25 protein-coding genes are annotated in these 25,937 nt (G+C 69.3%); 4 read left to right on the top strand and 21 right to left on the bottom strand.

Annotated features, from left to right (window positions below):
* Positions 1–17: 17 nt before the first annotated feature.
* The 9 genes from D456_RS0109025 to D456_RS0108985 form a co-directional block, all read right to left on the bottom strand.
* A complete protein-coding gene (locus tag D456_RS0109025) occupies positions 18–2,480 on the bottom strand; it encodes an NADH-quinone oxidoreductase subunit G (RefSeq protein WP_017575849.1) in 2,463 nt (820 codons plus the stop codon).
* Positions 2,477–3,796, bottom strand: a complete 1,320-nt coding sequence (nuoF, locus tag D456_RS0109020) for an NADH-quinone oxidoreductase subunit NuoF (RefSeq protein ID WP_017575848.1) — start codon at positions 3,794–3,796, stop codon at positions 2,477–2,479. Before nuoF ends, D456_RS0109025 begins: the two co-directional genes overlap by 4 nt.
* The gene (gene nuoE, locus D456_RS0109015; RefSeq protein ID WP_017575847.1) at positions 3,793–4,530 is read right to left on the bottom strand and encodes an NADH-quinone oxidoreductase subunit NuoE; all 738 of its coding nucleotides are present in this window, start codon (positions 4,528–4,530) and stop codon (positions 3,793–3,795) included. Before nuoE ends, nuoF begins: the two co-directional genes overlap by 4 nt.
* Positions 4,527–5,822: an NADH-quinone oxidoreductase subunit D gene (locus D456_RS0109010; protein WP_017575846.1), complete on the bottom strand. Its 1,296-nt coding sequence runs from the start codon at positions 5,820–5,822 to the stop codon at positions 4,527–4,529. The genes nuoE and D456_RS0109010 overlap by 4 nt, the downstream gene beginning before the upstream one ends.
* A gap of 46 nt (positions 5,823–5,868) precedes the next feature.
* Positions 5,869–6,609, bottom strand: a complete 741-nt coding sequence (locus D456_RS0109005; RefSeq protein ID WP_017575845.1) for an NADH-quinone oxidoreductase subunit C — start codon at positions 6,607–6,609, stop codon at positions 5,869–5,871.
* 2 nt (positions 6,610–6,611) lie between these two features.
* On the bottom strand, positions 6,612–7,157 hold the full coding sequence (locus tag D456_RS0109000) for a NuoB/complex I 20 kDa subunit family protein (RefSeq protein ID WP_017575844.1): 546 nt from the start codon (positions 7,155–7,157) through the stop codon (positions 6,612–6,614).
* A 58-nt stretch (positions 7,158–7,215) separates the two neighbouring features.
* Entirely contained in the window at positions 7,216–7,575 is a 360-nt protein-coding gene (locus D456_RS0108995) for an NADH-quinone oxidoreductase subunit A (protein WP_026115710.1), read from the bottom strand.
* 143 nt (positions 7,576–7,718) lie between these two features.
* Positions 7,719–9,023 carry a geranylgeranyl reductase family protein gene (locus tag D456_RS0108990; protein ID WP_026115709.1) on the bottom strand — a complete coding sequence of 435 codons (1,305 nt, stop codon included), beginning with the start codon at positions 9,021–9,023 and terminating at the stop codon, positions 7,719–7,721.
* A gap of 477 nt (positions 9,024–9,500) precedes the next feature.
* A complete protein-coding gene (locus tag D456_RS0108985) occupies positions 9,501–10,211 on the bottom strand; it encodes a demethylmenaquinone methyltransferase (RefSeq protein WP_017575841.1) in 711 nt (236 codons plus the stop codon).
* A 237-nt stretch (positions 10,212–10,448) separates the two neighbouring features.
* Between D456_RS0108985 and D456_RS0108980 the strand changes: the two genes are divergently transcribed.
* Both D456_RS0108980 and D456_RS0108975 read left to right on the top strand, forming a co-directional pair.
* Positions 10,449–11,099, top strand: a complete 651-nt coding sequence (locus tag D456_RS0108980) for a winged helix-turn-helix domain-containing protein (protein WP_017575840.1) — start codon at positions 10,449–10,451, stop codon at positions 11,097–11,099.
* Between the two features lie 23 nt (positions 11,100–11,122).
* Positions 11,123–12,367 carry an MFS transporter gene (locus tag D456_RS0108975; RefSeq protein WP_239643794.1) on the top strand — a complete coding sequence of 415 codons (1,245 nt, stop codon included), beginning with the start codon at positions 11,123–11,125 and terminating at the stop codon, positions 12,365–12,367.
* 18 nt (positions 12,368–12,385) lie between these two features.
* Here D456_RS0108975 and D456_RS23895 read toward each other — a convergent pair whose 3' ends face one another.
* The gene (locus tag D456_RS23895) at positions 12,386–12,862 is read right to left on the bottom strand and encodes a DUF4229 domain-containing protein (protein ID WP_017575838.1); all 477 of its coding nucleotides are present in this window, start codon (positions 12,860–12,862) and stop codon (positions 12,386–12,388) included.
* Between the two features lie 393 nt (positions 12,863–13,255).
* Here D456_RS23895 and D456_RS0108965 point away from each other — a divergent pair, with 393 nt between their 5' ends.
* Together D456_RS0108965 and D456_RS0108960 are read left to right on the top strand one after the other, a co-directional pair.
* The gene (locus D456_RS0108965) at positions 13,256–13,453 is read left to right on the top strand and encodes a BldC family transcriptional regulator (RefSeq protein WP_017575837.1); all 198 of its coding nucleotides are present in this window, start codon (positions 13,256–13,258) and stop codon (positions 13,451–13,453) included.
* Between the two features lie 85 nt (positions 13,454–13,538).
* A complete protein-coding gene (locus D456_RS0108960) occupies positions 13,539–13,895 on the top strand; it encodes a PLD nuclease N-terminal domain-containing protein (protein WP_017575836.1) in 357 nt (118 codons plus the stop codon).
* Between the two features lie 143 nt (positions 13,896–14,038).
* Here D456_RS0108960 and ccsB read toward each other — a convergent pair whose 3' ends face one another.
* The 11 genes from ccsB to D456_RS0108905 all read right to left on the bottom strand — a co-directional run bounded on the left by ccsB (position 14,039) and on the right by D456_RS0108905 (position 25,820).
* Entirely contained in the window at positions 14,039–15,031 is a 993-nt protein-coding gene (gene ccsB, locus D456_RS0108955; protein ID WP_017575835.1) for a c-type cytochrome biogenesis protein CcsB, read from the bottom strand.
* A gap of 3 nt (positions 15,032–15,034) precedes the next feature.
* The gene (resB, locus tag D456_RS23890; protein WP_017575834.1) at positions 15,035–16,648 is read right to left on the bottom strand and encodes a cytochrome c biogenesis protein ResB; all 1,614 of its coding nucleotides are present in this window, start codon (positions 16,646–16,648) and stop codon (positions 15,035–15,037) included.
* Complete coding sequence (locus D456_RS0108945; RefSeq protein ID WP_017575833.1) at positions 16,648–17,454, bottom strand: cytochrome c biogenesis CcdA family protein; 807 nt, start codon at positions 17,452–17,454, stop codon at positions 16,648–16,650. Before D456_RS0108945 ends, resB begins: the two co-directional genes overlap by 1 nt.
* Complete coding sequence (locus tag D456_RS0108940) at positions 17,454–18,185, bottom strand: TlpA family protein disulfide reductase (RefSeq protein WP_051049431.1); 732 nt, start codon at positions 18,183–18,185, stop codon at positions 17,454–17,456. The genes D456_RS0108945 and D456_RS0108940 overlap by 1 nt, the downstream gene beginning before the upstream one ends.
* A 244-nt stretch (positions 18,186–18,429) precedes the next feature.
* On the bottom strand, positions 18,430–18,633 hold the full coding sequence (locus tag D456_RS0108935; RefSeq protein WP_017575831.1) for a helix-turn-helix domain-containing protein: 204 nt from the start codon (positions 18,631–18,633) through the stop codon (positions 18,430–18,432).
* Between the two features lie 251 nt (positions 18,634–18,884).
* Positions 18,885–19,682, bottom strand: coding sequence for a phosphatase (locus D456_RS0108930; RefSeq protein WP_017575830.1), 798 nt, complete (start codon positions 19,680–19,682; stop codon positions 18,885–18,887).
* Between the two features lie 208 nt (positions 19,683–19,890).
* Entirely contained in the window at positions 19,891–21,051 is a 1,161-nt protein-coding gene (locus tag D456_RS0108925; RefSeq protein ID WP_026115708.1) for an acetoin utilization protein AcuC, read from the bottom strand.
* A gap of 214 nt (positions 21,052–21,265) precedes the next feature.
* Positions 21,266–22,717, bottom strand: coding sequence for a hypothetical protein (locus D456_RS0108920; protein WP_017575828.1), 1,452 nt, complete (start codon positions 22,715–22,717; stop codon positions 21,266–21,268).
* Positions 22,718–23,137: 420 nt separating this feature from the next.
* On the bottom strand, positions 23,138–23,932 hold the full coding sequence (gene proC / locus D456_RS0108915; protein ID WP_017575827.1) for a pyrroline-5-carboxylate reductase: 795 nt from the start codon (positions 23,930–23,932) through the stop codon (positions 23,138–23,140).
* Between the two features lie 197 nt (positions 23,933–24,129).
* Complete coding sequence (locus tag D456_RS0108910) at positions 24,130–25,065, bottom strand: sugar phosphate isomerase/epimerase family protein (protein WP_017575826.1); 936 nt, start codon at positions 25,063–25,065, stop codon at positions 24,130–24,132.
* Between the two features lie 173 nt (positions 25,066–25,238).
* A complete protein-coding gene (locus D456_RS0108905) occupies positions 25,239–25,820 on the bottom strand; it encodes a C40 family peptidase (RefSeq protein WP_026115707.1) in 582 nt (193 codons plus the stop codon).
* Between the last annotated feature and the right edge of the window lie 117 nt (positions 25,821–25,937).

Here is a 25,937-nt window from a genome sequence, read left to right as displayed (position 1 = left end):
ATCGAGAGCGGCGGGGGTCACTGCTGCCTCCCGGCGTCGGTGGTGGGCGTGGCCAGCGCGACCGTCTCCCCGGCGTGGCTGCCCAGGTCACGGCGGACGTCGCAGCCGTGGGCGTTGGCGGGGAGCCAGACGACCCGGTCGGGGATGTCGGTGACGATCGCGGGGACGGTCACCGAGCCGGTGGCGCCGGTGACACGCAGGCTTCCCCCGTCGGCGACCCCGACCTCGTCGGCGGTGGCACGGGACAGGTAGGCGCGGGCGGGCCGGGCGGTACCGGCGAGGAACGGTTCCCCGTCCTCCATGCGCCCGGTGCCGAGCAGTTGGCGCCATGTGGACAGGACGGCCTGCCCGGCGCCGGGAGCCGACACCTCGGCGGGCCTGGCGGAGGGCGCGGGCGCCCGCTGCCCGGCCCAGGTCCCCAGTTCCATGAGTTCGCGGTAGGCGGTGGCGTCGTCGGGAAGCCCGAGGTGCACGTCCATGGCGTCGGCTACGGCGGAGAGCACCCGCAGGTCCGAGAGGGCTCCGGGCACCTTGAGTGCGTCGCCGAAGGGACGGTGGCGTCCCTCCCAGTCGACGAAGGTGCCGGACTTCTCGGCGACCGCGGCCACCGGCAGCACGATGTCGGCGCGGTCGGTGACCTCGCTCGCACGCAGTTCGAGACTGACGACGAACGGGACCCTCGCCAGGGCCTCGCGGGCCGCGGCGGGGTCGGGCAGGTCGTCGAGTTCGACGCCGGCCAGGACGAGTGCGTCGAGTTCCCCGGCTGCTGCGGCCGCGAGGATGGCCTCGGTGTCGCGTCCCGGTGTTTCCGGGACGGTGCCGGTGTTCCAGGCACGGGCGACCTCGGCCCGGGCCCCGGCGTCGGCGACGGGACGGCCGCCCGGAAGCAGGTTGGGCAGTGTGCCGGCGTCGACGGCGCCGCGTTCACCGGCCCGGCGCGGGACCCACACGAGGCGGGCCCCGGTGCGGTCGGCCAGTGCGGCGGCCGCGGTGAGCCCGCCGGGGACCGCACCCAGGCGTTCACCCACGACGACGACCGCGCCCTCGCGACCGAGGGCCTCTGCGGCATCGGGGTGTTCCTTCTCCAGCTGGTTGAGGGTGCGGGCTTCGTCGCCGGGGACGGTGGAGACCAGGGTGCCGTCGGCCTTGGTGAGGCCCAGGGTGGCGTGGGAGGCCACCGAGTAGACCTGGAGTCCGTGTTTGCGGTGGCCCTTGCGCAGGCGCAGGAAGACCGTCGGTGACTCGTCCTCGGCGTCGAACCCGGCCATGAGCACGGCGGGCGCCGTCTCCAGGGCGGTGAAGTCGACGTCGATGGGGCTGCCGGCGACCCGGTTGGCCAGGAAGTCGGCCTCCTCGTCGGAGGAGACCCGGGCCCGCATGTCGACGTCGTTGGTGTCCAGGGCCAGGCGCGCGAACTTGGCGTAGGCGTAGGCGTCCTCGAAGGTGAGTCGTCCGCCGGCGAGCACGCCGACCCTGCCGCGGGCGCGTCCGAGGCCGTCGGCGGCCATGCTGACCGCTTCGGACCAGGAGGCGAACTCCAGGGCGCGGCTGTCCTCGTCACGTACCAGCGGCCGGGTGAGCCGGTCCGGCTGGGTGGCGTAGGTGAAGGCCCAGCGGCCCTTGTCGCAGTTCCACTCCTCGTTGACCTGCGGGTCGTCCCCGGCCAGGCGCCGGGTGACCTTGCCGCGCCGGTGGTCGGTGCGTTGGGCGCAGCCGCCGGCGCAGTGCTCACAGACGCTGGGGGTGGAGACCAGGTCGAAGGGGCGCGACCGGAACCGGTAGGCGGCGCCGGTGAGCGCTCCGACCGGGCAGATCTGCACGGTGTTGCCGGAGAAGTAGGAGTTGAAGGGCTCGTCCCCGGCGATACCGACCTGTTCCTGGGCCCCGCGTTCCATCAGCTCGATGAGCGGGTCTCCGGCGATCTGTGCGGCGAAGCGGGTGCAGCGCGCGCACTGGATGCAGCGTTCCCGGTCGAGCAGGACCTGGCTGGACAGCGAGATCGGTTTGGGGAAGGTGCGCTTGACGTCGACGAACTGTGTCTCGCCCTGCCCGTTGGCCATCGCCTGGTTCTGCAGGGGGCACTCGCCGCCCTTGTCGCAGACGGGGCAGTCCAGCGGGTGGTTGATGAGCAGGAACTCCATGATCCCGCGCTGGGCCTTCTCCGCCACCGCCGAGGTCAGGTGGGTGTTGACCACCATCCCTTCCATGACGGTGATGGTGCAGGAGGCCTGGGGTTTGGGCATGGCTCGGCCGTTGCCCATGTCGGGGACCTCCACCAGGCACTGGCGGCAGGCCCCGACCGGGTCCAGGAGCGGGTGGTCGCAGAACCGGGGGATCTGGATCCCGAGGAGTTCGGCGGCCCGGATGAGCAGGGTGCCCTTGGGGACCTGGATCTGGAACCCGTCGATGGTGACGGTGATCAGGTCCTCCGGGGGCGGGGCCGGTGACGAACCACCGGAGGTGTTGGAGGTGACGGTCACTGGTTCCCTCCCGTCGTGGTCACGCGGTCGCCCCAGAGGGTGGACCTGGAGTGGTCGAAGGGGCAGCCGCCCTGCTCGTAGTGGTCGACGTACTCCTGGCGGAAGTACTTGATCGACGACATGACAGGGCTGGCGGCGCCGTCGCCCAGCGCGCAGAAGGCGCGGCCGAGCAGGTTGTCGCAGATGTCGAGGAGCTTGTCGATGTCGGCCTCGGTGCCCTCGCCGCGTTCCAGACGGTCCAGGACCTGGACCATCCAGTAGTTGCCCTCGCGGCAGGGCGTGCACTTGCCGCAGGACTCGTGGGCGTAGAAGGCGATCCAGCGTCCGACCGCGCGCACCACGCAGGTGGTCTCGTCGAAGAGCTGCAGGGCGCGTGTGCCGAGCATCGACCCGGCCTGGCCCACGGACTCGAAGTCCAGCGGGGTGTCCAGGTGCTCGTCGGTGAAGATCGGTGTCGAGGAGCCGCCGGGGGTCCAGAACTTGAGTTCGTGCCCGGGGCGCATGCCGCCGGCCATGTCGAGGAGCTCGCGCAGGGTGATGCCGAGCGGGGCCTCGTACTGGCCCGGTCGGGCCACGTGCCCGGACAGCGAGAAGAACCCGAAACCGGCGGACTTCTCGGTGCCCATGGCGGTGAACCATTCGGTGCCGTTGGCAACGATGCCGGGGACGCTCGCGATGGACTCGACGTTGTTGACCACCGTGGGCGAGGCGTAGAGGCCGGCCACGGCGGGGAAGGGCGGTTTGAGGCGGGGCTGGCCGCGGTAGCCCTCCAACGAGTCGAGCAGCGCGGTCTCCTCACCGCAGATGTAGGCGCCGGCGCCGGCGTGCACGACGACTTCGAGGTCGAAGCCGCTGCCGAGGACGTCGTTGCCGAAGATGCCGGCCTCGTAGGCCTCGGCGACGGCCTGGCGCAGGCGCCGGACCACGTGGAGGACCTCACCGCGCACGTAGATGAAGGCCTGGTGGGAGCGGATCGCGTAGGCGGCGATCGCCACGCCCTCCAGGAGCACGTGCGGGTTGGCGAGCATGAGCGGGACGTCCTTGCAGGTGCCCGGCTCGGACTCGTCGGCGTTGACCACGAGGTAACGCGGCTTGGGGTTGTCGTCGGGCAGGAAGCCCCACTTCATGCCGGTGGGGAACCCGGCCCCGCCGCGGCCGCGCAGGCCGGCCTGCTTGACCTGGTCGACGATGGCGTCGGGGTCCGTGTCCAGGGCCTTGCGCAGGGCCTGGTAGCCACCGGTCTCCCGGTAACCGTCGAGGGTGTAGGAGTCGGTGCGGTCCCAGTTCTCGGACAGGATCGGGGTCAGGGTGGTCATTGCTGGCCCCCTTCTTCCTCGGAGGGGCGGCTCGGGAGGTCGTTCGGGTCGGGAGCGGTCCAGCCCCGTTCACGGGCCAGCTTCAGCCCGGCCAGGGACGGCCCCTTGGCCTGGACGCCCTCGCCGCCGCGGCCGTCGTCGAACCCGGCCAGGACCCGGGAGGCCTCCTGCCAGGTGCAGAGGCTCTCCGCTCCGCGGGTGGGCACCACGTCCTCGCCCAGGCGCAGGCCGTCGACGAGTTCCCGCGCGGTGTCGGGGGTCTGGTGGTCGAAGAACTCCCAATTGACCATCACCACCGGCGCGAAGTCGCAGGCGGCGTTGCACTCGACGTGCTCGAGGGTGACCTTGCCGTCCTCGGTGGTCTCCCCGTTGTCCAGGTCCAGGTGTTCCTTGAGGGAGGAGTAGATCTCGTCCCCGCCCATGACCGCGCACAGGGTGTTGGTGCACACCCCGACCTGGTAGTCGCCGCCGGGGCGGCGGCGGTACATCGTGTAGAAGGTCGCGACCGCGTTGACCTCGGCCATCGTCAGGTCGAGCTGGTCGGCGCAGAAGGCCATGCCCGCCTGGCTGACGTGGCCCTCCTCGGCCTGGACCAGGTGCAGTAGTGGCAGCAGCGCCGACCGGGCCCGGGGGTAGCGGGCGATGATCTCCTTGGCGTCCGGTTCCAGACGGGTGACCGCCTCGTCGGGGAAACGGTCGGGCCCGCTCTCCGGTGTGATCTCGTTCTCGCTCACCGGTCCACGCCTCCCATCACCGGGTCGATACTGGCCACTGCGGCGATGACGTCGGCGACCGTGCCGCCCTCGCACATGGCCGCGACGGCCTGCAGGTGCACGAAGGAGGGGTCGCGGAAGTGCACGCGGTAGGGGCGGGTGCCGCCGTCGCTGACCGCGTGGCAGCCCAGTTCGCCCTTGGCGCTCTCGACCGCCGCGTAGGACTGGCCCTCGGGGACCCGGAAGCCCTCGGTGACCAGCTTGAAGTGGTGGATGAGCGCCTCCATGGAGCCGCTCATGATGTGTGCGATGTGGTCGGGGGAGTTGCCCAGACCGTCGGGGCCGAGCGCGAGCTTGGCCGGCCAGCCGATCTTGCTGTCCTCGATCATCACGGGCCCGGGCGTGAGCTTGTCCAGGCACTGCTCGATGATCTTGAGGCTCTCCTCCATCTCGGCCACACGTACGCGGTAGCGCGCGTAGACGTCGGCGCCGTCGGAGACGGGGACGTCGAACTCGTAGTTCTCGTATCCGCAGTAGGGCTGGGCCTTGCGCAGGTCCCAGCCCAGGCCTGCGGCGCGCACCATCGGCCCGGTCACACCCAGGGACATGCAGCCCGCCAGGTTGAGGTGGGCCACGTCCTGGGTGCGGGCCAGGTAGAGCGGGTTCTCGTCCAGGAGCTTGCGCATCACCTTGATGCGCTCGGGCATGACCTGGAGCAGTTCCTTGATCTTGCCGACCGCTCCGGGCGGCAGGTCCTGGGCCACACCGCCGGGGCGCACGTAGGCGTGGTTCATCCGCAGGCCCGTGATGAGCTCGAGGACGTCCAGGCACAGTTCGCGCTCACGGAAACCGTTGGTCATGATCGTGGTCGCGCCGAGCTCCATACCGAAGGTCGCCATCGCCACGAAGTGGGAGGACATCCGGTTGATCTCCATGACCAGGACACGGATGATGTTGGCGCGGTCGGGCACACGGTCGGTGATGCCGAGCAGTTTCTCGACCGCCAGGCAGAACGCCGTCTCGTTGAAGAGCGGCGTCAGGTAGTCCATGCGGGTCACGAACGTGGTCCCCTGGGTCCACGTCCGGAACTCCATGTTCTTCTCGATGCCGGTGTGCAGGTAGCCGATCCCGACCCGCGCCTCGGTGCAGGTCTCACCGTCCAGGGTGAGGATCAGGCGGAGCACGCCGTGGGTCGAGGGGTGCTGGGGACCCATGTTGACGACGAGGCGCTCGGCGCTGGTGGCCTGGGCCTTCTCGATGACGTCGTCCCAGTCCCCGCCGGTCGCGTCGATGTAGTCCTCGGTGACGGTCACGCCGTACCTCCCTTCTGGCCGAACTCGGTGTTGGTGGTCCGTCGGGTCACTGGTAGGACCTCCGTTCGTCCGGCGGGGGCACGGTGGCGCCCCGGTACTCCACGGGGATGCCACCCAGCGGGTAGTCCTTGCGCTGGGGATGGCCGTGCCAGTCGTCGGGCATCTGGATCCGGGTCAGGGCGGGGTGGCCGTCGAAGACGATCCCGAAGAAGTCCCACGTCTCGCGCTCGTGCCAGTCGTTGGTCGGGTAGACCGACACGATCGAGGGCACGTGCGGGTCGGCGTCGGGGCAGGTGGTCTGCACCCGGATCTGGCTGTTGTGGGTGATGGAGCGCAGGTGGTAGACGGCCTGGAGCTCCCGGCCCGTGTGTTCGGGGAAGTGCACGCCGCTGACCCCGATGCACAGCTCGTAGCGCAGTGCGGGGTCGTCGCGCAGCACCCGGACCAGTTCCAGCAGGGCCTCGCGCCGTACGTGGAAGGTGATCTCCCCGTTGGCGACCTCCACCCGTTCGACGGCGTCGCCGCGCTCGCCCAGGGCCGCTTCCAGTGCGTCGGCGACACGGTCGTAGTCGGCGGTGCGCGGGTCCTCGGGGTCGGCGAAGGGGCGGCTGCTGGACGCGGGAGCGCTCCCCCTCACCTGGAGCCCGCCGTAGCCGGAGGTGTCACCGGTGGTGCGCGCACCGAACATGCCGGTGCGTTTGACCGGTGCGGCCAGGCGTTCGCGTCCCTGGACGGCGGGCAGTTCCTCGGCCTGCTCGTCGCGGTCGCGCTCGTACTCGTTGCTCATGTTCAGTCCTTGTCCACGAGCGGGAGCGAACGGCGCAGCATCCGCTCCTCGGTCTCGGCGATCTCCTGCTCGCGGTGGGCGCCGAGCTTGGTGTTCTGCACCTTGTCGTGCAGCTTGAGTACGGCGTCCAGGAGCATCTCGGGACGGGGCGGACAGCCCGGCAGGTACATGTCCACGGGCACGACGTGGTCCACGCCCTGGACGATCGCGTAGTTGTTGAACATGCCGCCGCTGGAGGCGCACACGCCCATCGCGATGACCCACTTGGGTTCGGGCATCTGGTCGTAGATCTGGCGCAGGACGGGTGCCATCTTCTGGCTGACCCGGCCGGCGACGATCATCAGGTCCGCCTGGCGGGGCGTGGCGCCGAACTTCTCCATGCCGAAGCGGGCGATGTCGTAGTCGGGGCCGCCGGCCGACATCATCTCGATGGCGCAGCAGGCCAGACCGAACGTCGCGGGCCACATCGAGCTCTTACGGGCCAACCCCACGACCTGTTCGACGGTCGTGAGCGCGAACCCGGCGGGCAGTTTCTCTTCGAGTCCCATCAGCGGTCCTCCTCCGGGCCGGTCTGGGGGCGTGTGCCACGGATCGTGCGTGTTCCGGTCAGTCCCATTCGAGGCCCCCGCGACGCCACTCGTAGGCGTAGGCGATGGAGACGTTCACCAGGAAGAGCACGATCGCGATCAGGCCGAACCAGCCCAGGGCGTCGAAGTGCACGGCCCACGGGATGAGGAAGATGATCTCGATGTCGAAGACGATGAACATCATCGCCGTCATGTAGTACTTCACGGTGAACCGGCCGCCGCCGGCCGGCTGGGGGGTGGGCTCGATGCCGCACTCGTAGGACTGCATCTTGGCGCGGTTGTAGCGCTTGGGCCCGAGGACGGCACCGGCGACCATCGACACGACCACGAAGGCGGCGCCGATACCGCCGAGCACGAACAGCGGTGTGTACAGCTCCACCGTCATCCTCCTTGGAACTGGCGCCGGCCCGAGGGGGTCGAAGCGCTTGTGATTGCTTTCACTTGCACGGGTTCTTCTCTGGTTCGTCCCGTCGGTGTCTGAGGCCGGAGCGGGCGGGCCGCCCCGGGGGGGTCGCGGTTCGCTCAGGCGGCAGGCGCGATCCTGGACAGGCCGTTGACGACCCGGTCCATCGCGTCGCCCTTGCTGGGCTCTGTCAGGTTGGCCATCATCTTCAGCCCGAACTTCATGAGCGTGCGCTGGCGCAGGCCGTACTTGGTCGCGTACTTCATGAACTCCGGCTGGCCGATGAGCTTCACGAAGCAGCGGCCGAGTGTGTAGTAACCGCCGTAGGTGCCGGCGAGCACGTCGGGATAGCGCAGGAGCGCGCGCTCCCGGGTCTGCTGCGTGGGACGGCCGCGTGCCTGCACGATCACGTCGGCGGCGAGGCGGGCGGCCTCCATCGCGTAGGCGATGCCCTCACCGTTGAAGGGGTTGACCATGCCGCCGGCGTCGCCGACGAGCATGAGACCGCGGGAGTAGTGCGGGACCCGGTTGAAGGCCATGGGCAGGGCCGCGCCGCGGATGGAGCCGCGCTGGTTCTCCTCGGTGAAGCCCCACTCCTCGGGCATGGAGGCGGTCCAGCGCTGCAGCAGCTTGCGGTAGTTCACGTCCTGGAAGGAGGAGGTGGAGTTGAGGATGCCCAGCCCCACGTTGCTGGTGCCGTCACCCACACCGAAGACCCAGCCGTAGCCGGGCATGAGGACGTCCTTGTCGCCGCTGCGGTCCCACAGTTCCAGCCAGGCCTCGAGGAAGTCGTCGTCGTGGCGGGGGCTCTCGAAGTAGGTCCGCACGGCCACCCCCATGGGCCGGTCGTCGCGCTTGCGCACGCCCATGGCCACGGACAGGCGGGAGGAGTTGCCGTCGGAGGCCACCACGAGCGGAGCGCGGAAACTCGTCGGCTCGCGGTCGGCGTTCTTGGCGTGCACCCCGACGATGCGGTTGCTGCGCTCGTCGATGATCGGGCCGGTGACGGGGGTGCGCTCCATGAGCTCGGCGCCGGCCGCCACCGCACGGTCGACCAGGATCTGGTCGAAGTCGTACCGGGTGCGCACAAGGCCGAAACCCGGGTACTCGGCCAGGTCGGGCCAAGGCAGTTCCAGGCGTGCGCCGGCGCCGACCAGGCGCAGGCCGTGGTTCTTGATCCACCCTTCGTCCTCGAAGGTGATTCCCATTGCCGTGAGCTGCTTCACCGCCCTGGGTGTCAGTCCGTCACCGCAGACCTTCTCGCGGGGGAAGGAGGTCTTCTCCAGGAGGAGGACGTCCAGCCCGGCCTGGGCGAGGTAGTAGGCGGTCGTTGCGCCGGAGGGGCCGGCGCCCACGACGATCACGTCGGCGTCGTATGCGCTCCGCTCCCGACCTCTGGGAGGGGAGGTGGCTGTCTCACTCACGGGTCTGGTCCTCGGCTGTTCGCGGGTGCTGCGCGACCGTCCGTTGCGGGGCGACGGTCCGGTCATTCGGTGTGCTGTATCCGTTTGGGGACGTTCGTCTTGCCCGAGATGCGAAGTATGTCCCACATCTCCGGGCCTTGTGAAGCACTTCACAAACCTCTTTTCCGAAGTCTAGACCACTCCCGCACCCCATAGCGAACCCCGGGGGGTATGAAGATCGCGTGATGCACAAAATTCCCATTGACCTCAGACGCCCTCATCAGGAACGAATGCCGCCATTCGCGTACAAACATGCAGCTCAAGTTTGTTTCAGGCGCTACGGGCCGCCCCACCAGCACCCCGAGGACACAAAAACCCCGAGGAAGTGGACCTTCCTCGGGGTGCGCTGGGCCTTCGCCCTCTCCGCCCCCACGACGACTCGTGAGTGGTTTATGTTTTTTTATGCCTACTCATGCATGAATGGGCGTTATGCCGGTTTTACTTGCCCCGGAAGCCTCGGTGCAGAGCCACGATGCCGGTCGACAGGTTGCGCCAGGCGACCCTCTCCCAGCCGACCTCCTGCAGGCGCCGGGCCAGTTCGGGCTGCTTGGGCCAGGCCATGATCGACTCGGACAGGTAGTCGTAGGACTCCCCGCTTCCGGACACCAGGCCCGCGACCTTGGGCAGCGCACCCATGAGGTAGGTGGCGTAGAGCTTGTCGACGAACTCCACCGGGATGTGACTGAACTCGCAGATCACCATCCGCCCGCCGGGCTTGGTCACGCGGTGCAGCTCTTCCAGGGCCTGGTCGACGTCGGCGACGTTGCGCAGGCCGAACGAGATGGTGACGGCCTCGAAGGCCTCGTCCGCGAAGGGCAGCCGGAGGGCGTCGCCGGCGACGAAGGTCACCCCGCCGCGCGAGGCGCCGCCACGGCGCTGCACACCGGTGCGCAGCATGCCGAGGGAGAAGTCGGAGGCGATCACCCGGGCACCCTTGCGGGCGATGGACTCGGAGGAGGTTCCGGTCCCCGCGGCCAGGTCGAGGACCAGTTCGCCGCTCTGCGCGTCGACCGCGTCGACCACGGCCTTGCGCCAGAGACGGTCCTGGCCGAGCGAGATGACGTCGTTGACGAGGTCGTACTTCTCAGCGATGCCGTCGAACATCGCCGCGACGTCCTGGGGCTTCTTGTCGAGCTTGGCGCGGGTCATGGCACAAGACTAAAGGGCCCGCACACGCGGTGCGGCCCGGACGCCCCGGCCCGTACGGGCCGGCCGTCACGGCACACGGCCCACGAGTTCACCGGGGCCCGCCCCGCGTCCCGACACAGAACACAACATCCCATGAATCCCACGGGAAACAGGTCCCTGCTCGTCCAATATCTTTCGGCCAAGTTTCCTTGGCCAATAAGTCTTGGCCAAGGAAACTTGGTCATCTACCGTCGAAGTATGGACGAATCGCCCCCCCGTTCTTCCGCTTCCTCCCCCGACCCCTTCTCCGACGCCCTCGTGCTCGACGCCCGCTCACTGCGCGGTATCGCCCACCCATTGCGGTGGCGCATCCTCACCCTTCTGCAGCGCCGCGGGCCATTGACCGGAAAGGCCGTCTCCGAGGCCCTGGAGATCACCTCGGCCTCGGCCAGTTACCACCTGCGCCAGCTGCACACCTACGGCTTCCTCACCGAGGACCCCGGGCTGGGCACGAGCCGGGAGCGCTGGTGGAGGGCCCCGCACTCGGGGATCCGGCTGCCCGAACGCCTGGACACCGAGGCACCCGAACTGGCCACCGCCACCCGCGCCGCCATGGCCCTCATGTGGGGCGAGCGCCTGGCCGCCGCGGTCGACGCGTGGGCCTCCCAGCCCGAGGAATGGCGCGAGGCACAGGGCATGTCCGACCGCCTGACCCAGCTCACGGCCGAGGAGACCGACGCGCTCCGCGAGGAACTGCGTCTGGTGCTCGACCGCTACGCCCGGCGTCCAGGGCCGGAGGCCGACACCGAGGCACCCGACAGCCGGCTGGTGCAGGTCCAGCTCGCACTGTTCCCCAGCCCCTACCCCGACAACCAGCGGCCGCACGAGAACGGCGGCGAGGAGCGGTGAAGGCCCGCCCCTTACTCGGGCTGGTGGTGGCCCAGAGCTTGGCCTACGCGGGCACTCGCTTGGCGATGATCGCGCTCCCCTGGTTCGTACTCCAGACGACCGGCAGCCCCGCCCACATGGGTGTGGTCACCGCCGTGGAGATGGGTTCCTACGGGACGGCCCGTCTGCTCGGCGGCCCGATCATGGACCGCATCGGCCACCGGACCGTGGGGGTGTGGGCCGACGCCGCCGCAGCCCTCGCACTACTGGGTGTACCGCTGCTGCACCAGGCCGGCCTGTTGTCCTTTCCCCTGCTCCTGGTGCTGGTGATGCTGGTCGGTCTCTCCACCGGCCCCGCGGAGGCCGCCAAGGTGTCACTGACGCCGTTCGTGGCCGAGGTCTCCGGTGCCCCCATGGAACGGGTGACGGGACTGACCGGGACCGTCGACCGCCTCTCCCAGACCGTCGGCCCCGTCGTGGCGGGGGCGGTCGTGGCCGCTGCGGGTGTGATGCCGGCCTTCCACCTGACCGCCGCGCTCATGCTCTCGGCCGCGCTCGTGCTGCTGTTCTTCGTCCCACTCGAGCGGCCGGGCACTGACGTGCACGCGGATCCCGAAGCCGGGGCCGGTTATCCGGAACGCCTGCGGACCGGGTGGACCGCGGTGTGGAGCGACGTGCCGCTGCGGGTGGTGGTCTGTGCCGTGCTGGTCATGAACATCATCGACGTGACCGTGTCCACAGTGATCCTGCCGGTATGGGTGGACGCCCGGGGCCACGGCCCCGGGACCGTCGGCCTCATCGCCGGTGTCATGGGCGCCACGGCGGTGGCGGGAGCGGCTCTTGCCGCCTGGCTGGGTCACCGGCTGCCCCGGGTACCCACACTCGTGGCGGCCCTGCTGGTCAGCGGGGCGCCGCGCCTCACGGCGCTCGCACTCGACCTCCCCCTGTGGGCCGTGCTCGTCGTGTGGGGGGTGGGTGGGTTCGGCAGCGGGTTCGTCAACCCGATCCTGTCCGTGGTGATCCTGGAACGCCTGCCCCGCCACGTGGTCGGGCGCGGCATGGCGATGACGGGGGCGCTGACCCGGTTGGGAGTCCCGCTCGGCGCTCCGGTGCTGGGCGCACTCGTGGGGATCGTGGGCACGGCTCCGGTCCTGCTGGGCTCGGCCGTGGTCTACGCCCTGATCGCGACGGTGCCCGCGAACCGCAGAATCAGCGCGGGGATCGCCCGGTGTCCCTCCGGGAACGAAGAGGGCCCGGACGGACCATCCTCGGCCGACCGGGCCGGCTGACCGTACGGGCGGCGGACCTCAGCTGCCCTTGGTCTCGGCCCTGGCGGGCTCGTCGCCGTCCGCGGCGGCGGGCTCCTGGTCCGCCTGCGGGACGGCCCCGCCCTCGGGAGCCCCCTCCTGGGCGTCCTGAGACTCCTCTGCGCTCTCCTCAGGGGCACCCCGGCCCTCCTCCGCGGACTTGCCCGGAGTGTTCTCGGAGGAGGCCTCCTGAGAGCTCTGGGACTCTTCGGCGGCGTCCTGGAGGTGGTCCTCGCGTGAGGCCCCGCCATCGAGGCGGTCGCCCAGACGGACTCCCCGGCGCGCCTTGTCGCGATCGACGATCTGCTGGGAAATCCGGTCACGCCACTTCGACAGCAGGACGTAGGAGGCCAGACCGCTGACGACCCAGGCCAGGACCAATGCGATCCACGAACGGGCGCCGAAGAGGTAGACGACCCCGAAAGCAGCCGCGAAGAGACCGAGACGGGCCGCGGTATAGGTCAGCCAGCTACGCATCAAAAAGCCTCACAACAGACGATTGCCTGGACTAGATTGGTCGCCACACCCCTCTGTGCCGCGTGGCCGGGCCGAGGTCCGGTGGTCCGCCGTGGCGCGCCGATGTCCTCCGTCCAGGTTAAGGGGAGGCCGTTGGTACCCGGCACCAGGTCGGTGTGGTCCGGGTCGCAACGGTGTGCGCGGCGGAAACTGAGCGGGATTCATAAAAACATGGGATGTTTTCCAATCCCGACAGCCGGGCCGGGACATCACGTTCCGGTCACATATCTCGCACTCCTCCCCCCAACACCGCAATTTCTCCGAAAACTAGGGAGGAAACGGACCGACTCGTGCACACTAGGGGATCAAACGCCCGCCTCCCTCAGACTCCAAGGCGGGCAAGATTGGGGGAATGTGAAGGTGGAACGAGCAAACGAACGCCTGTTGACCCCCGGGGAAGTGGCTTCACTCTTCCGGGTTGATCCCAAGACCGTGACGCGTTGGGCCGCGTCGGGACGGATCAGCAGCATCCGCACCCCCGGCGGCCACCGCCGTTTCCGCGAATCGGAGGTGCGCGCACTGCTGCTCGGGGAACCGAGCGAGACGCACTGAGGGAGACTTCACCCCTGGCCGTGAGACCGGCGACCACGGCGGAACACCCTGTGTCGGAGAAGCATCGGCAGGATAGGCTTGGGGCATGCTGTGGCTCGGTGGCCTGATCACGTTCGCAACGATCGTTCTGTGGGTGTACGCGTTCTTCGACGCCATGACCACGCCCAAGCAAGAGATCCGGAATCTGCCCAAGATCTTGTGGATGGTCGTGATCGTCCTGTTCCCGGCCGTCGGTGCGGTCCTGTGGATGCTCCTGGGGCGCCCGTACGGGCCGATGGCCGCCCAAGGCGACGGACCCGCCCAGAGCGATCTCGGTCGTTCGGCGGACGACCTCGACCCGTCAGACTTCGCCAGGCCCTCGGACCCGTCTCGCCCACTCGGTCCGGACGACGACCCCGAGTTCCTGCGGAACATCAACCGGCGCATCGACCCGGACGAATGACCGCACACGCGCTCACGTGAAACCGTCCGGGGCACCGCCCCGGACGTACCGAGGGCCGGACCGGGCTGTATGCCGGGTCCGGCCCTCGGTACGTTCGGGCCCGCCTCGGGGTACGGCCCCGCGCGGGCGGACGGCCCGCCCCGTCAGGCGTAGGAGTGCAGCCCGCTGAACATGTAGTTCACGGCGAAGAAGTTGAACATGACCGTCGCGAAGCCCAGCACGTTGATCCAGGTGGCTCCGCGTCCCCGCCAACCACCGGTGGCCCGCGCGTGCAGGTAGGCCGCGTAGATCACCCATGAGATGAAGGACCAGACCTCCTTGGGGTCCCAGCCCCAGAAGCGGCCCCAGGCCTCGTCGGCCCAGATGGCGCCGGCGATGATCGCGAAGGTCCACAGCGGGAACGCGAACAGGACCATCCGGTGCGAGATGCGGTCCAACAGCTCGGAGCTGGGCAGTTTGCCGGCCACCCCGGAGACCTTGTGTCCGGCCGCCCGCTTGTCCTCCGCGCGGCGGGCGATCAAGTAGGTGACGGCAGCGGCACCGGAGACCATGAAGGCCCCGCCGGCGATGATGGTGGCGGTCACGTGGATCGGCACCCAGTAGGACTGCAGGGCCGGGATCAGCGGCCCCGGTTCCACGTAGAGCCAGCGCGCGCCGATCCCGAGCAGGACCACCACGGGGACCAGCACGAAGACACCGAGGAAGCGGGCCTGGTAGCGCCATGCCGCGAAGAGCAGCGCGCCGACGGCGACCAGGCACATCGCCACGATGAACTCGAACATGTTGCCCCAGGGCCAACGCTCCGCGGCCAGGCCGCGGGTGACGATCTGGGCCAGACTCAGCAGGAAGCCGAACCCGGTGACGCCCAGGGCGATCTTGCCGACGACGCTCTGGGGTGCCTTGGCCTCACCCTCGGTGGTGCGGACGTTGACGTGGATGTCCTCGTCCTCGCCCTCCTGGCCGCCCGCGGCGACCGGCATGAGCTTGCCGGACTTGAGTGCGGTGCGTCGGCCGTAGGCGGCCTCGACAGCGAAAAGGAACAGGGCGACCGAGTACACGACGATCATCGCGATGATCAACGTGTCACTGGTCGAGGTCATCGCCTCGTCCGCTGGTCCGGCGAGTGTGTACGTCACCGGTCACTCCCTCGTGTTCGTCGATTCTGGGGGGTCGGATGGGTTGGGGCCCTCGCCGGTCCGAGTACTGCGGAGCCGGCCGGCGAGCGTGGTGGTGAGTTCGTGGAACTCCTGATTGTTGGCGGCCACCTCGGTCTTGCCGAGCCCGGCCAGGACGACTTCGGTGCGGCCGTCCTCCCGTTCGGTGGCACGTACCCAGACCCGCCTCGGACGCACGAACAGGGTCAGGAGCAGGCCGCCGACCGCGGTCGCCGCGGCGCCCAGGGCGAAGGGCCGGGATCCGTCCCGGTTGCTCTGGAGACTGATGAACTCCTTGTAACCACTGAAGGTGATGGAGCCGGCATCGTCGGGCAGCTCCCAGGTGTCGCCCATCTCCATGACCGTGGACTCGCCGATCTGTTCCAGGTCCTGGGTCCGGAGTTGGTAGACCGACTGGGGTTCGTGCATGCCCAGGTCGCCCTGGTAGGCCTCCATCGTGACCACGGGGTTCTCCGGACCCGGGAAGGAGGAGACGAGTTCACCCTGCTCGTTTTCGGTGGCCGTCGGCAGGAACACGCCCGTGAAACCGAGTTCCTCGCCGCCCGTGTCGGGCACCTTGACGACGCCGTCGGAGGTGAAGCTCATGGTGTCGCGGTACAGGAACGGCACCGCCTGGTCGAAGACCACCTCGCCCTCGGCGTTGCGGACCTCGAACTCGGGGGCGTAGCCGTGACCGAGTAGGTAGACCTGCACGCCGTCGACGTTCAGCGGATGGTTGACCTCCAGCTCGTGGGTCTGTTCCTCGACCCCGGGCGACTCGCGGTAGGTCATGTCTGCGGAGTAGGAGTCGGCCTGGCCGCGCAACTTGCCCTCCTCGAGGAAGACCGCCTCGAAGTCGTCGAGCTGGAGGGTGAAGGGCTCCATCCGGTCGGTGTCGGTCCAGTGCCCCGGGTAGATCGCGTCGTAGGAGGGGAGGGTGTTGGCGAAGCCCTCCCCCTCGACCATGAGCATGTTTCCGCGGTACCCGAAGAACGACCCGGCGGCCAGGGCGAGGAGCAGAGCGATGAGGGCGACGTGGAAGAGCACGTTGCCGGCCTCGCGCAGGTATCCGGTCTCGCTGGACACCGAGTCCCCGTAGCGCTCGGTCCGGTACCCCTTGAGGAGCTTCTCCGCCTGCTTCAGAGCGGTCTCGGGCGCCGCATCGGTGCTGAAGGTCGCCGCGTAGGGCATGCGCTGCAGGTTCTTCGGTGTCCGCACCGGCCGACCGCGCAGTGCCTTGGCATGGGTCATCGCACGGGGGATCACACAGCCGGTCAACGAGACGAACAGCAGCAGGTAGATCGCCGCGTACCAGGGCGAGGAGAAGACGTCGAAGAGGTAGAGGGTGTCGAGGACCGGCGCCAGATCGGGGTTCTCACGGAAGTACTGGTCGACCTCGTCGACGCTGACCCCGTTCTGCGGCAGGATCGATCCGGGGATGGCACCGACCGCGAGCAGGAACAGCAGGATCAGTGCGGTGCGCATGGACGTCAGGATGCGCCAGGCCCAGCGGAGCCAGCCGATCGGGCCGAGCCCCTTGGGTTTCTTCTCGGGCGGTCCACCGGAGTCGGTGGAGGCCTCGGACGTGGTCGTGGTCATCAAATCACCGTCTGGAAGTTCCCGACCCACTGCTGCATGGCGATCGTGAGCTCGGCCCACAGACCACTGACCATCAGAAGGCCGACGAGGACGAGCATGAGGCCACCGGCGACGGTGACCGTGCGTATGTGCCGCCTGAGCCAGGCGAAGGTACCCAGGGCTCGCCGGTAGGCCAGCGCCGCCACGACGAAGGGCAGACCCAGGCCGATGGAGTAGAGGATCGAGAGGAACATGCCCCGTCCGGCTCCGCCCTCGACGAAGGCCAGACTCTGGACGGCGGCCAGGGTCGGGCCGATACAGGGGGTCCAGCCCAGACCGAAGAGGATCCCGAGCAGCGGGGCCCCGGCCAGTCCGGCCTTGGGCAGCCACGTGAAACGGAACTGGCGCGCGAATCCGGGCACGAGCCCCATGAAGGCCAGACCGAGGACGATGGTGAGCGCACCGAGGACCCGGGTGATGGGGTCGGTGTACTCGATGAAGAGGTCGCCGAGCCAGCCGATGAAACCGCCCACTGCCACGAACACGAGCGTGAACCCGGCGATGAACAGGACGCTTCCGGTGACCATGGTCCAGCGGCGGGTCGCGAGTTCGGCGTCGACATCGGCGACGGTCGCGGTTCCGCCCCCGCCCTCGCCGGAGGTCCGTTGCCTGACCTGGGTGCCGCTCATCCCGGTCACGTAGGAGAGGTAACCGGGTACCAACGGAAGCACGCACGGGGACAGGAAGGACACGAGCCCGGCTGCCAGGGCGAGGGGTGCCGCGAGGAGGAGGGAGCCGCTCAGGACGGTAGTGCCGATGGGGTCCATTACTCGGAGTCTCCCTCGGCGGCACCGTCGTCGGTTCCGCTGCTCTCTTCGGAGTCCTGTTCCTCCTGCTCCTCCTCGGCCTCCTGTTCGGCCACCCGCGGACGTTCCTCCGGGTCTCCGAGGTCGAACTCCGTGACGACCGGGTTCAGCAGGTCGGTGAGCTGACCGTAGGTGGTGGGGCCGATGACGCGGGCGGCGATGTCACCCGCGGGGTCGATGACCAGCGTGCTGGGGATCGCCCGCGGGGGCACGGTGTCGCGGAAGGCCTGCGGGACCTCTCCGGGCTGGTCGTAGAGGCTGGGGTAGGCCACACCCTTGTTCTCGGTGTAGGCCTCGGCCGCAGTGCGGTCGTCCTTGATGTTCACACCGAGGAACTCCACGCCCAGGCCGGTGTACTCCTCGTGGACCTCGTCGAGCACGGGCTGCTCGGCCCGGCAGGGGCCGCACCAGCTCGCCCACACGTTGACGACGAGGATCTCGCCCTCGTAGTCGCTCAGTGCGAGGCTCTCGTCCTCGAAGGTGGTGCCTTCGACCTCGGGGGCGGGTTCGCGCTCGCCGGCGTCGAACGCGGTCGCACTGCCGTCGCCGGAGATGAAGCGGTCGTCCTCCCCTCCGGTCTGGACCTCGTTCCCCCCAGCGCATCCGGACAGGGCGAGAGCGGCGACGGACACGGCCGCCACGGTACGCGCCACGGAGTTCCGCGGTCGCGCACCGGTTCTGGTTCTGCGCATCGAGCGAGCCTCGCGAACGGGGTGTGAACAGGACTGACTACAACAACGACAAAGTGTAGTAGACGCCCTGGCCGAGCCGGAGGCACCCCGGCACGAGTGGGTGGTCGAGGCAGGCGGGTCCTGCGGCGGGATCCGTGGAGGCGGTTCCCGTGGAGGGGCGGTGTGTGGGGGACACCGCCCCTGTGCGCTACGGGGCGGCCGCCGAGGCGCGGGCGGTCATGCCCTGCCTCGGCCGCCCTGCCGGTCAACCAGCCTCGACGAAAGCCTCGCGGAGGTAGTCGTGCACGGCCCGCTCGGGCACCCGGTAGGAGCGCCCCACACGAATCGCGGGGAGATCCCTGGAGTGCACCATTCGGTAAACGGTCATCTTGGACACACGCATGATCGTGGCGACCTCCGCCACGGTCAAGAACCTGACCTCGTCGAGAGGCAGCTTGCTCCCGTTCATCTTCCGACGCCCTCATTCCCGGACGTGAATATTGTCTACCGTTCGACCCGGCGATGGCGGACGGCGGGCGACCCCGGTACGTGCCCGCCCCAAAGCCATGCCAGCGTGTCGTGCTTTCACTTTTGACACGTCCGTTTTCAGAGTAGAGCGGAGTTCCCGTCGACGAAAGACCGTTTTCCGTTCCTCCGGCTCCTCCCGCCTCTCACGGGGCCCGATGATGTTTAACGGTGGGTATAAATGGTCGAACTCGTTCAGAGAAGTCCGGCCCGCGCCAGGACGTACTCCCGCAGAGGGGCGTAGTCCTCGGTCAGATATCCGTCGTCCATAGGCACGGTGACCAGTAGTTTTCCCTCGTGCTCACCCAGAAACAGGGCCGGGTCGTTGCAGTCCGCGAAACCCACGGTCGGCACTCCGGCCTCACCTGCCGCACCCGCGAAACCGTGATCGGCGATGACCAACTGCGGCCACGCTTCACCGCGCTGTGTGAGCGCTTCGAGGATGGCACGCATCGCGAACGGATGGTGGCTGTGCCGCGGGAGGTGGCCGTCGGTGACGATGGCGATCTCCTCCTCCCACTCGACGATGCGCTGCGTGGGCGGGCGCTCGGTGGTCACCTCGTAGGAGTAGCCCCCTGCCGCTGTCACCACCGCACACCCGTGTCGGGCGAGCGCGTCCTTCCAGGACCTGTAGGTCTCCCGGAGTTTGGTGGGGTGCCCCGTCGCGAACATGACCGTCTCCTGCCGTTCCGCCGCCAGGGCCATACGGTCGGCGAGAACTTCGAGGGCGTCCACGGTCAGATCGGGGTCGATGGTGTCGATGCCCCACGAGTAGTCGGGGTCGCCCACCACCCCGCAGCGTTTGGTCATCAGGGACAGGACCTCGTCGAAGGACCATTCGTGCCCGAAGGTGAGCCCGAACTGGTGGTAGGGGTCGTTCTCGACGAGCCGCCGGTAGTGCTTGAGGTTGTTCTGGCGAGGCGTGTCCACATGACCGGCGATCCCGGTCCTCACCAGGTAGGTGATGAGTTCAGCTCGTTTCGGCGGCGTCACCGGCGTCCCCTTCCGTTCCGTCGTCTGCGCGGGAGACACGTGGTTCACCGCACGGCCACCACCGCGTCGAGTCCCGTTCGCCCGTACTCGAACGTCTTCCTACCCGCTTCGCGCGACCGACGCCCGTTCCGGTCCGATTCGTGACCTGTTCCGACCCGAGACGCTCTCGCGGCCACCGTCATCCTTCACGCCGCGGAACACGTTCTCGTCACAGGGTCGGGTCGATCCCGTGGCTGGGGAAGACCGCGGTGCGTGTGGCGTGGATGGACCGGTCGAGAGGTTTGCCGGGGTCGTAGCCCTCCTCGAAAGGCGTGAAGGAGACCTCGCGACCGTCGGTCATGTAGAGCGGGGCGAGCTCACCGGTGCGTTTCCGGACGAAGTCGCGCCAGCTCTGCGGGGTCTCGGCGTCGGGGTCCACGGGAACCCCGGCGGCCTCACCCAACAGGTGGGTCCAGGCTCGGGGCACGACCTGCACGAGCCCGTACCCACCGCCGCCGAAGAGGAGCCAGCGCCCGCCGGCGGTCTTCTGCGCGAGCTGGTGCAGCTCCTGGTAGGCGCGGCGCTGGCCGTCCACGCTCAGGGTCAGGTTGGCGAGGGGGTCGAGGGCGTGGGTGTCACAGCCCTGCTGGGACACGAGGATCTCGGGTTGGAACTCGTGCAGCAGGGGCGGAACCACGGCCTGGAAGGCGCGGTGCCACCCTTCGTCGCCGGTTCCCGCGGGCAACGGCACGTTGACGGCGTAACCCTCGGCGCCGGGTCCGCCGGTCTCGCCGGACATCCCGGTACCGGGGAAGAGGGTCGTCGGCGATTCGTGGAGGCTGATGGTGAGCACACGCGGATCGTCGTAGAAGGCGTTCTGCACACCGTCGCCGTGGTGGACGTCCACGTCGACGTAGGCGATGCGTTTGGCGCCCTGTTCCAGGAGCCAGGCGATGGCCAGCGCCGGGTCGTTGTAGACGCAGAACCCCCAGGCGTTGTCGCGCATGGCGTGGTGCAGGCCGCCGGCCACGTTGGCGGCGTGGGCGCTGCGCCCCGTCCAGACCGACTCGGCCGCGGCCACGGACGCGCCGGAGATGAGTGCGGCGGCGTCGTGCATGTCGGGGAAGACGGGGTTGTCGGCGGTGCCGAGCATGTGCTCGTCGTTGGGTTCCAGGGTGCGCCCGGCCTGTTTGACCGCCTCGATGTAGGCGGGTGAGTGCACGAGGGAGAGGAGCTCGTCGGAGGCGGGTTCGACATCCAGCAGCTCCACACCCGGTGTGTCGAGGATGCCGAGCTCCCGGGTGAGCGCCATGGCCAGTTCGACCCGGATCGGCGCCATCGGGTGTTGCGGGCCGAAATCGTAGCTGGTGAATCCTTCGTCCCATGCCACCCGAAGCGAGCAGGACGTGCGCCCTCCCATGTGGTGACCCCCGTTCCAGGTGTGCGTGTTCCGGAGCACACAGTACGCAAGCCCGCAGGTGGCGCCGACCCCGGGGGGCACACCGCGAGAGGCCGCGGGCGGCTCCGTCGTTCGGATCCGCCCGCGGCAAGGATGTCCGTGCGGCCCGGGCCCTACGGTGAGAGCCCGGACACACCTGTGGAGGTCATTCGTTGACCAGGAAGAAGCAGTCCTCGTAGGTCTCGCCGGCCCCGAACTCCACGGACTCACCGTGGAGCACTCCGCCCTGGCCGGGGAAGCCGATGACGACGCGGTACTCACCCGGCTCGATCTCGGCCTCCAGAGTGTCGATACCGCTGGGGCAGTCGCCCGTCGGCAGATCGTCGTAGACCTCGCAGTCCTCGCAGGCCTCAGCGGTGACTTCGCCGTGCTCACCGTCGGGCCCCACGTAGAGGAGCTTCATCTCGTAGGGCGAGTCGTTGCCGAAGGACAGCGTCGTCTTGTCGCCGCCGCCCTCTCCGGTGCGCTGCAGTTCGAGGGTCTCCTCCCCCACCGCGACGAGCACGTCCATCTCCTGCTCGACGAACCCTGCGCCCACCTGCTGCTCGAGGTTCTCGACGTCATCGGGCTGGTGGTCGGGGTAGTCCTCGGCCAGCACGGTGTGCATGTCGTCGGCGGTGTCGGGGTCGCCGGCGTCGAGGCTGTACCACCCGCAGCCCAGGGCCGCGTCGGGGTGCTCGTTCCCGATCGCGTTGGCCACGCTCGGGGCCGCCTCCCAGTCGAGGCCGGCGAAGACGTCGATCTCCTCGAAGGCAGTGCACTCGTCGTCGCCCCCGTAGGAGGAGGTGCCGTCCCGGTACAGGTCCATGAGCGCACCAGGGGCCTCCTCTGCGGCCGCGGTGCCCTCGTAGTCCTGCGGAATGATCGAGTAGACCTCCTGGGCGCCTTCGTAGTCCCCGTCCTCGGCGAGGTTCTGGGCGAAGTCGAGGTGGATCCGTGCGATCTCGCCGTCGCTGTCCTTCCAGACCGAGCGCGGCATCTCGAAGTAGGCCGCGTAATCGTCCAGCGCCTGCTCGAACTCGCCGTCGTCGACGCCTTGCTGCGCTCGTTCGAGTCGGGCACAGGCATCGGTGCCCTCTCGGGCACGGTCCATGAGGGAGGGGGAGAAGGAGAGCTGGAACCCGTTCTCGATCCGTTCGTAGGCCTCGGCGGCCTCCGAACACCGCCCCTCACCGTGGAGAGCGTCGGCACTGCGCAGTTGCCACTCCCCCGTCTGCCACACGCCGAGCAGAGCAGCGGTGACAGCGACGACCAGTCCGGCGGCGGTGAGCAGGGGCCCGCGTGTGCGTGGGAGGGGTTCTCCCCGGGTCAGGGCGCGCCGGTCGCGGGCGCGGCCGGCGAAGAGCCCGTGCACCACGGCGGTGAGGATCCAGACGAGGAAGATGGGCGCCCAGACGAGCAGGCTGTCGGCCGCGCCCATGATGCCGGCGGTGATGAGCAGGCCTGTGGTGATGATGAGGGCGGCGGCGAAGAACGGCCACTGCTTGAGGTGTGCGTATCCGGCGCCGACCCCGGAGAGGTTGAGCAGCCCGGCCCGGCGCGCGGAGGGCGAGGAGAACAGGCCGAGTTCCGGGGGTCCCGCCCCGCCGGGGCCCATGGGAGCGCCGGGACCACCGAAGGGGGGCGCACCGCCGGCCGCAGGTGTGCCGCCCGAGGGCAGGGGCTGCTGGTGCGGTGGACCGGGCGGCACGGGTCCGCCGTGACCGGGGTGCGGGGGGTTCGCGCCCGAGGGCTGAGAGCCCGGCGGCGGACCCGGGGGCTGCCCGCCCGCAGGGGGCCCGATCGGGGGAGGGCCTGACGGCGGGGTGTTGCCGCCCGAAGGAGCATGAGGATGCGGGGGATCCTCTTCCGACGGCCAGGGCGGTCCGGAAGGGGGATGCTCATGTGTCATGGGAGAGCCTGAGGTGTGGAGGGAGGGACACGGGGCCTGACCAGCCCCGCCCTCCAGAATAACGACGAAGAGGAAAAAAGGACGTCAGTCCCCGGGTTCTGGCCGTTTGCGGCCCCTCCCCCGGACTCAGCTCTGCGACAACGACCGGCTGCGGTCCCGCGCGGCCTCGATCGCGTCGGTGAAGGCGGTGCGCACCCCGTGCCGCTCGAGCTCGCGCAGCGCCGCCGCTGTGGTGCCCCCGGGCGAAGTGACGTTCTCCCTCAGCACGACCGGGTGTTCACCGGTCCCCTCCAGCATCGCAGCGGCGCCGGTGACCGTGTGCCCGACCAACCGCTGAGCCGTGTCGCGCGGCATACCCATGGCCACGCCGGCCTCGACCATGGTCTCGGCGATGAAGTAGAAGTAGGCCGGCCCGCTACCGGAGATCGCCGTCACGGTGTCCATGTGGCGTTCCTCGAGCCTGATGACCTCACCGACCGTGCCCAGGAGCTGCTCCGCGCGCTCCAGGTGCTCGGGGCCGGCGTGGCTTCCGCCGGCCAGCGCCGTCATGCCCTCGCCCACCAGCGCGGGGGTGTTCGGCATCGCGCGCACGACCGGCACGGACACCGGCAGGTGGCTCTCCAACGCCTCGGTGGTCAACCCGGCCGCGACGGAGATGACGAGGGTGTCGGCGGACAAGTGGTGCCCGATCTGCTGCAGCAGAGCGGGCATGTCGTGGGGCTTGAGAGCGAGCAGCAGGGTGTCGGCCCGCTTGGCCGCCTCCTCCGACGGCACGACGTCGATCCCGTAGCGGGCACGCAGCTCGTCGGCGTGCTCCTCGCGCGGTTCGGTCACGAGGACCTCGTGCTGCGCGTGGTCCTTGGCCAGCATTCCGGCGAGAAGGGCCTCGCCCATCTTGCCCGCGCCGATGATCGCGATCATGAGGATTCCTTTCTTTCGGGCGCGCCCGGCCGGCACTGCCCGCCTTCACGTCCGCGACGGGAGCCCGGCGGCGCAGTAGCGGTCGCGGCGGCGGAAGGCGCCCTCCGACGCGCCCTCTCCCCTCCACGCTATGGGTCGCAGCGCGCTCGTGTGCACGGGCCGTCCCGGTCCGTGCACACACGGGGCCACGAGCCCTGTCACTCGCGGCCGTCGCTCTCCTCGTCGACGGTGCCGTCCCGGTCGACGGAGAAGTTGCGCGGCGGCTCTCCCGCACGGCGGCGCAGCAGGGAGATGCGCTCGCGCCGGCCCCCGGAGTCCGCGAGATCCTGAGGGGCCGGTGCGAAGTGCAGACGTGTGAAGGCCAGTGCCTCGGCGAGCTCGCGCATGCGCGCCTGGCGGTCGGGGACCTTGCGTGTGCTGACCTCGAGCACGAGCTGTCCTCCGTACCCGTTGGTGGCCAGGTGCTCGAGCAGCGGGGCGACGGGTTGGCGCCCCCGGCCGGGGATCAGGTGCTCGTCGATGTTCTGGCCGCCGAACCCGTCGGCGACGTGGACGTGGGAGAGGCGGTCGCCCAGGCGCTTGGCCATGTCCATGGCGTCGGAACCGGACATGGCGGTGTGCGACAGGTCGAGTGTGACGTCGGGGTAGTCGCGGTCGACAGGGTTCCAGCTCGGCGCGTAGGGCACGACCTCGCGTTCTCGTACGCGTACCGGGTACATGTTCTCGACCGAGAAGACGACGTCGGTCTCGTCCTGCATGCGGGCGATGCCGCGTTCGAAGTCGCGGGCGTACTCGCGCTGCCAGCGGAAGGCCGGATGGACGACGATGGTGCTCGCACCGAGGGCCTCGGCCATCTCCTTGGAGCGGACGAGTTTGCCCCACGGGTCCTTGCCCCAGACCCTCTGTGTGAGGACGAGACAGGGCGAGTGCACAGCGGTCACGGGGATCTGGTGGTAGTCCGACAGACGCCGCAGCAGGTCGATGTCCTGGCTCGCCGGATCGGAGGAGACGAGGACCTCCACGCCGTCGAACCCCAACTTCGCGGCGATCTCGAAGGCGGCCGGGGTCTTCTCCGGGTAGACCGACGCCGACGACAGGACGACGGGCGCGTCTGGGACCTGGATAGGGCTCACCTGACCCAGTTTATGCGCTCCTGGTGGCTCCGTGCTTCCCCGCCCCGTGAAGGCGGCGTGGCGGAGGGGTCGGTGCGAGTCCCGGTCCGTCCGTCGCCACCGGGACGGACGGACCGGGGATCGGTGGTGCGGGGCTCGCCGGTGCGGTGACCACCGCGGCGAGTCATCCGGTGTCAGCCGAGCCGGACGGCTCCGGCGAGGTTGGCGTGGTAGACGTCGCGCTCACCGACCCGGCCTCCGGAGTTGGGGGCGTCGATCATGCGGCCGTCGCCGAGGTAGATCGCGACGTGGTAGGCGTATCCGCCATCGCTCCAGTAGAGGATGTCGCCCCTCTGCGCGTTCTCGTAGGAGACCTTGCTGCCTCGAGCGACCTGGTCGTGGGTGACCCGGGGAAGGTCGATGCCCGCCTCCCCGAAGGCCCACTGCACCAGGCCGGAGCAGTCGAAGGAGTCGGGCCCGGTGCCGCCCCAGGCGTACGGGGTGCCGGCCTGGGACTCGGCGGCGTCGATGACCTGCTCCACGGTGGAGTCGGACAGGGACTGGTGGACACGCTCGGCGGGCGGTGTCGGCGGGGACGAGGGGGCCTGTGCGGTGTGGGCGGCCGCAGGGGCCGCTCCGACTGCGAGGGCGGCGGCCAGCGCTGCGGTCGTGAGTGCGCGTGCCCCGCGCGCGGGGTTCTGGTCGGGTCGGGCCTGCCGTTTCACGATGCGTGTTCGACAGGCCTTGATTTGCTCGTGATGCCGAGGTTCATACATGGATGCCTCCAGCGGTCTCACGGCTGCCCGCGCCCTTGTGACGCAGGTCTCTCAACCGATCACTCCTTCATTGGTCACACACAGAAAGAAAGAAGTCACTCTAGGTAGCCAAAGCAC

The sequence above is a fragment of the Nocardiopsis kunsanensis DSM 44524 genome (assembly GCF_000340965.1).
Lineage (GTDB): Bacteria > Actinomycetota > Actinomycetes > Streptosporangiales > Streptosporangiaceae > Nocardiopsis > Nocardiopsis kunsanensis.
Note: the sequence above shows the minus strand (reverse complement) of the source record. Positions and strands in the feature narration are given on the sequence as shown.

What these genes read in the sequence shown, in the direction of transcription:
- nuoF (WP_017575848.1), bottom strand. Translation starts at nt 3,796, where the DNA reads ATGACCACCCTGACCCCGATCCTGTCCGAGAACTGGGACCGCACCGAC.
- D456_RS0109005 (WP_017575845.1), bottom strand. Translation starts at nt 6,609, where the DNA reads ATGAGCAACGAGTACGAGCGCGACCGCGACGAGCAGGCCGAGGAACTG.
- D456_RS0109000 (WP_017575844.1), bottom strand. Translation starts at nt 7,157, where the DNA reads ATGGGACTCGAAGAGAAACTGCCCGCCGGGTTCGCGCTCACGACCGTC.
- D456_RS0108985 (WP_017575841.1), bottom strand. Translation starts at nt 10,211, where the DNA reads ATGACCCGCGCCAAGCTCGACAAGAAGCCCCAGGACGTCGCGGCGATG.
- D456_RS0108980 (WP_017575840.1), top strand. Translation starts at nt 10,449, where the DNA reads ATGGACGAATCGCCCCCCCGTTCTTCCGCTTCCTCCCCCGACCCCTTC.
- D456_RS23895 (WP_017575838.1), bottom strand. Translation starts at nt 12,862, where the DNA reads ATGCGTAGCTGGCTGACCTATACCGCGGCCCGTCTCGGTCTCTTCGCG.
- D456_RS0108960 (WP_017575836.1), top strand. Translation starts at nt 13,539, where the DNA reads ATGCTGTGGCTCGGTGGCCTGATCACGTTCGCAACGATCGTTCTGTGG.
- resB (WP_017575834.1), bottom strand. Translation starts at nt 16,648, where the DNA reads ATGACCACGACCACGTCCGAGGCCTCCACCGACTCCGGTGGACCGCCC.
- D456_RS0108945 (WP_017575833.1), bottom strand. Translation starts at nt 17,454, where the DNA reads ATGGACCCCATCGGCACTACCGTCCTGAGCGGCTCCCTCCTCCTCGCG.
- D456_RS0108940 (WP_051049431.1), bottom strand. Translation starts at nt 18,185, where the DNA reads ATGCGCAGAACCAGAACCGGTGCGCGACCGCGGAACTCCGTGGCGCGT.
- D456_RS0108935 (WP_017575831.1), bottom strand. Translation starts at nt 18,633, where the DNA reads ATGAACGGGAGCAAGCTGCCTCTCGACGAGGTCAGGTTCTTGACCGTG.
- D456_RS0108920 (WP_017575828.1), bottom strand. Translation starts at nt 22,717, where the DNA reads ATGGGCCCCGGCGGGGCGGGACCCCCGGAACTCGGCCTGTTCTCCTCG.
- proC (WP_017575827.1), bottom strand. Translation starts at nt 23,932, where the DNA reads ATGATCGCGATCATCGGCGCGGGCAAGATGGGCGAGGCCCTTCTCGCC.
- D456_RS0108905 (WP_026115707.1), bottom strand. Translation starts at nt 25,820, where the DNA reads ATGTATGAACCTCGGCATCACGAGCAAATCAAGGCCTGTCGAACACGC.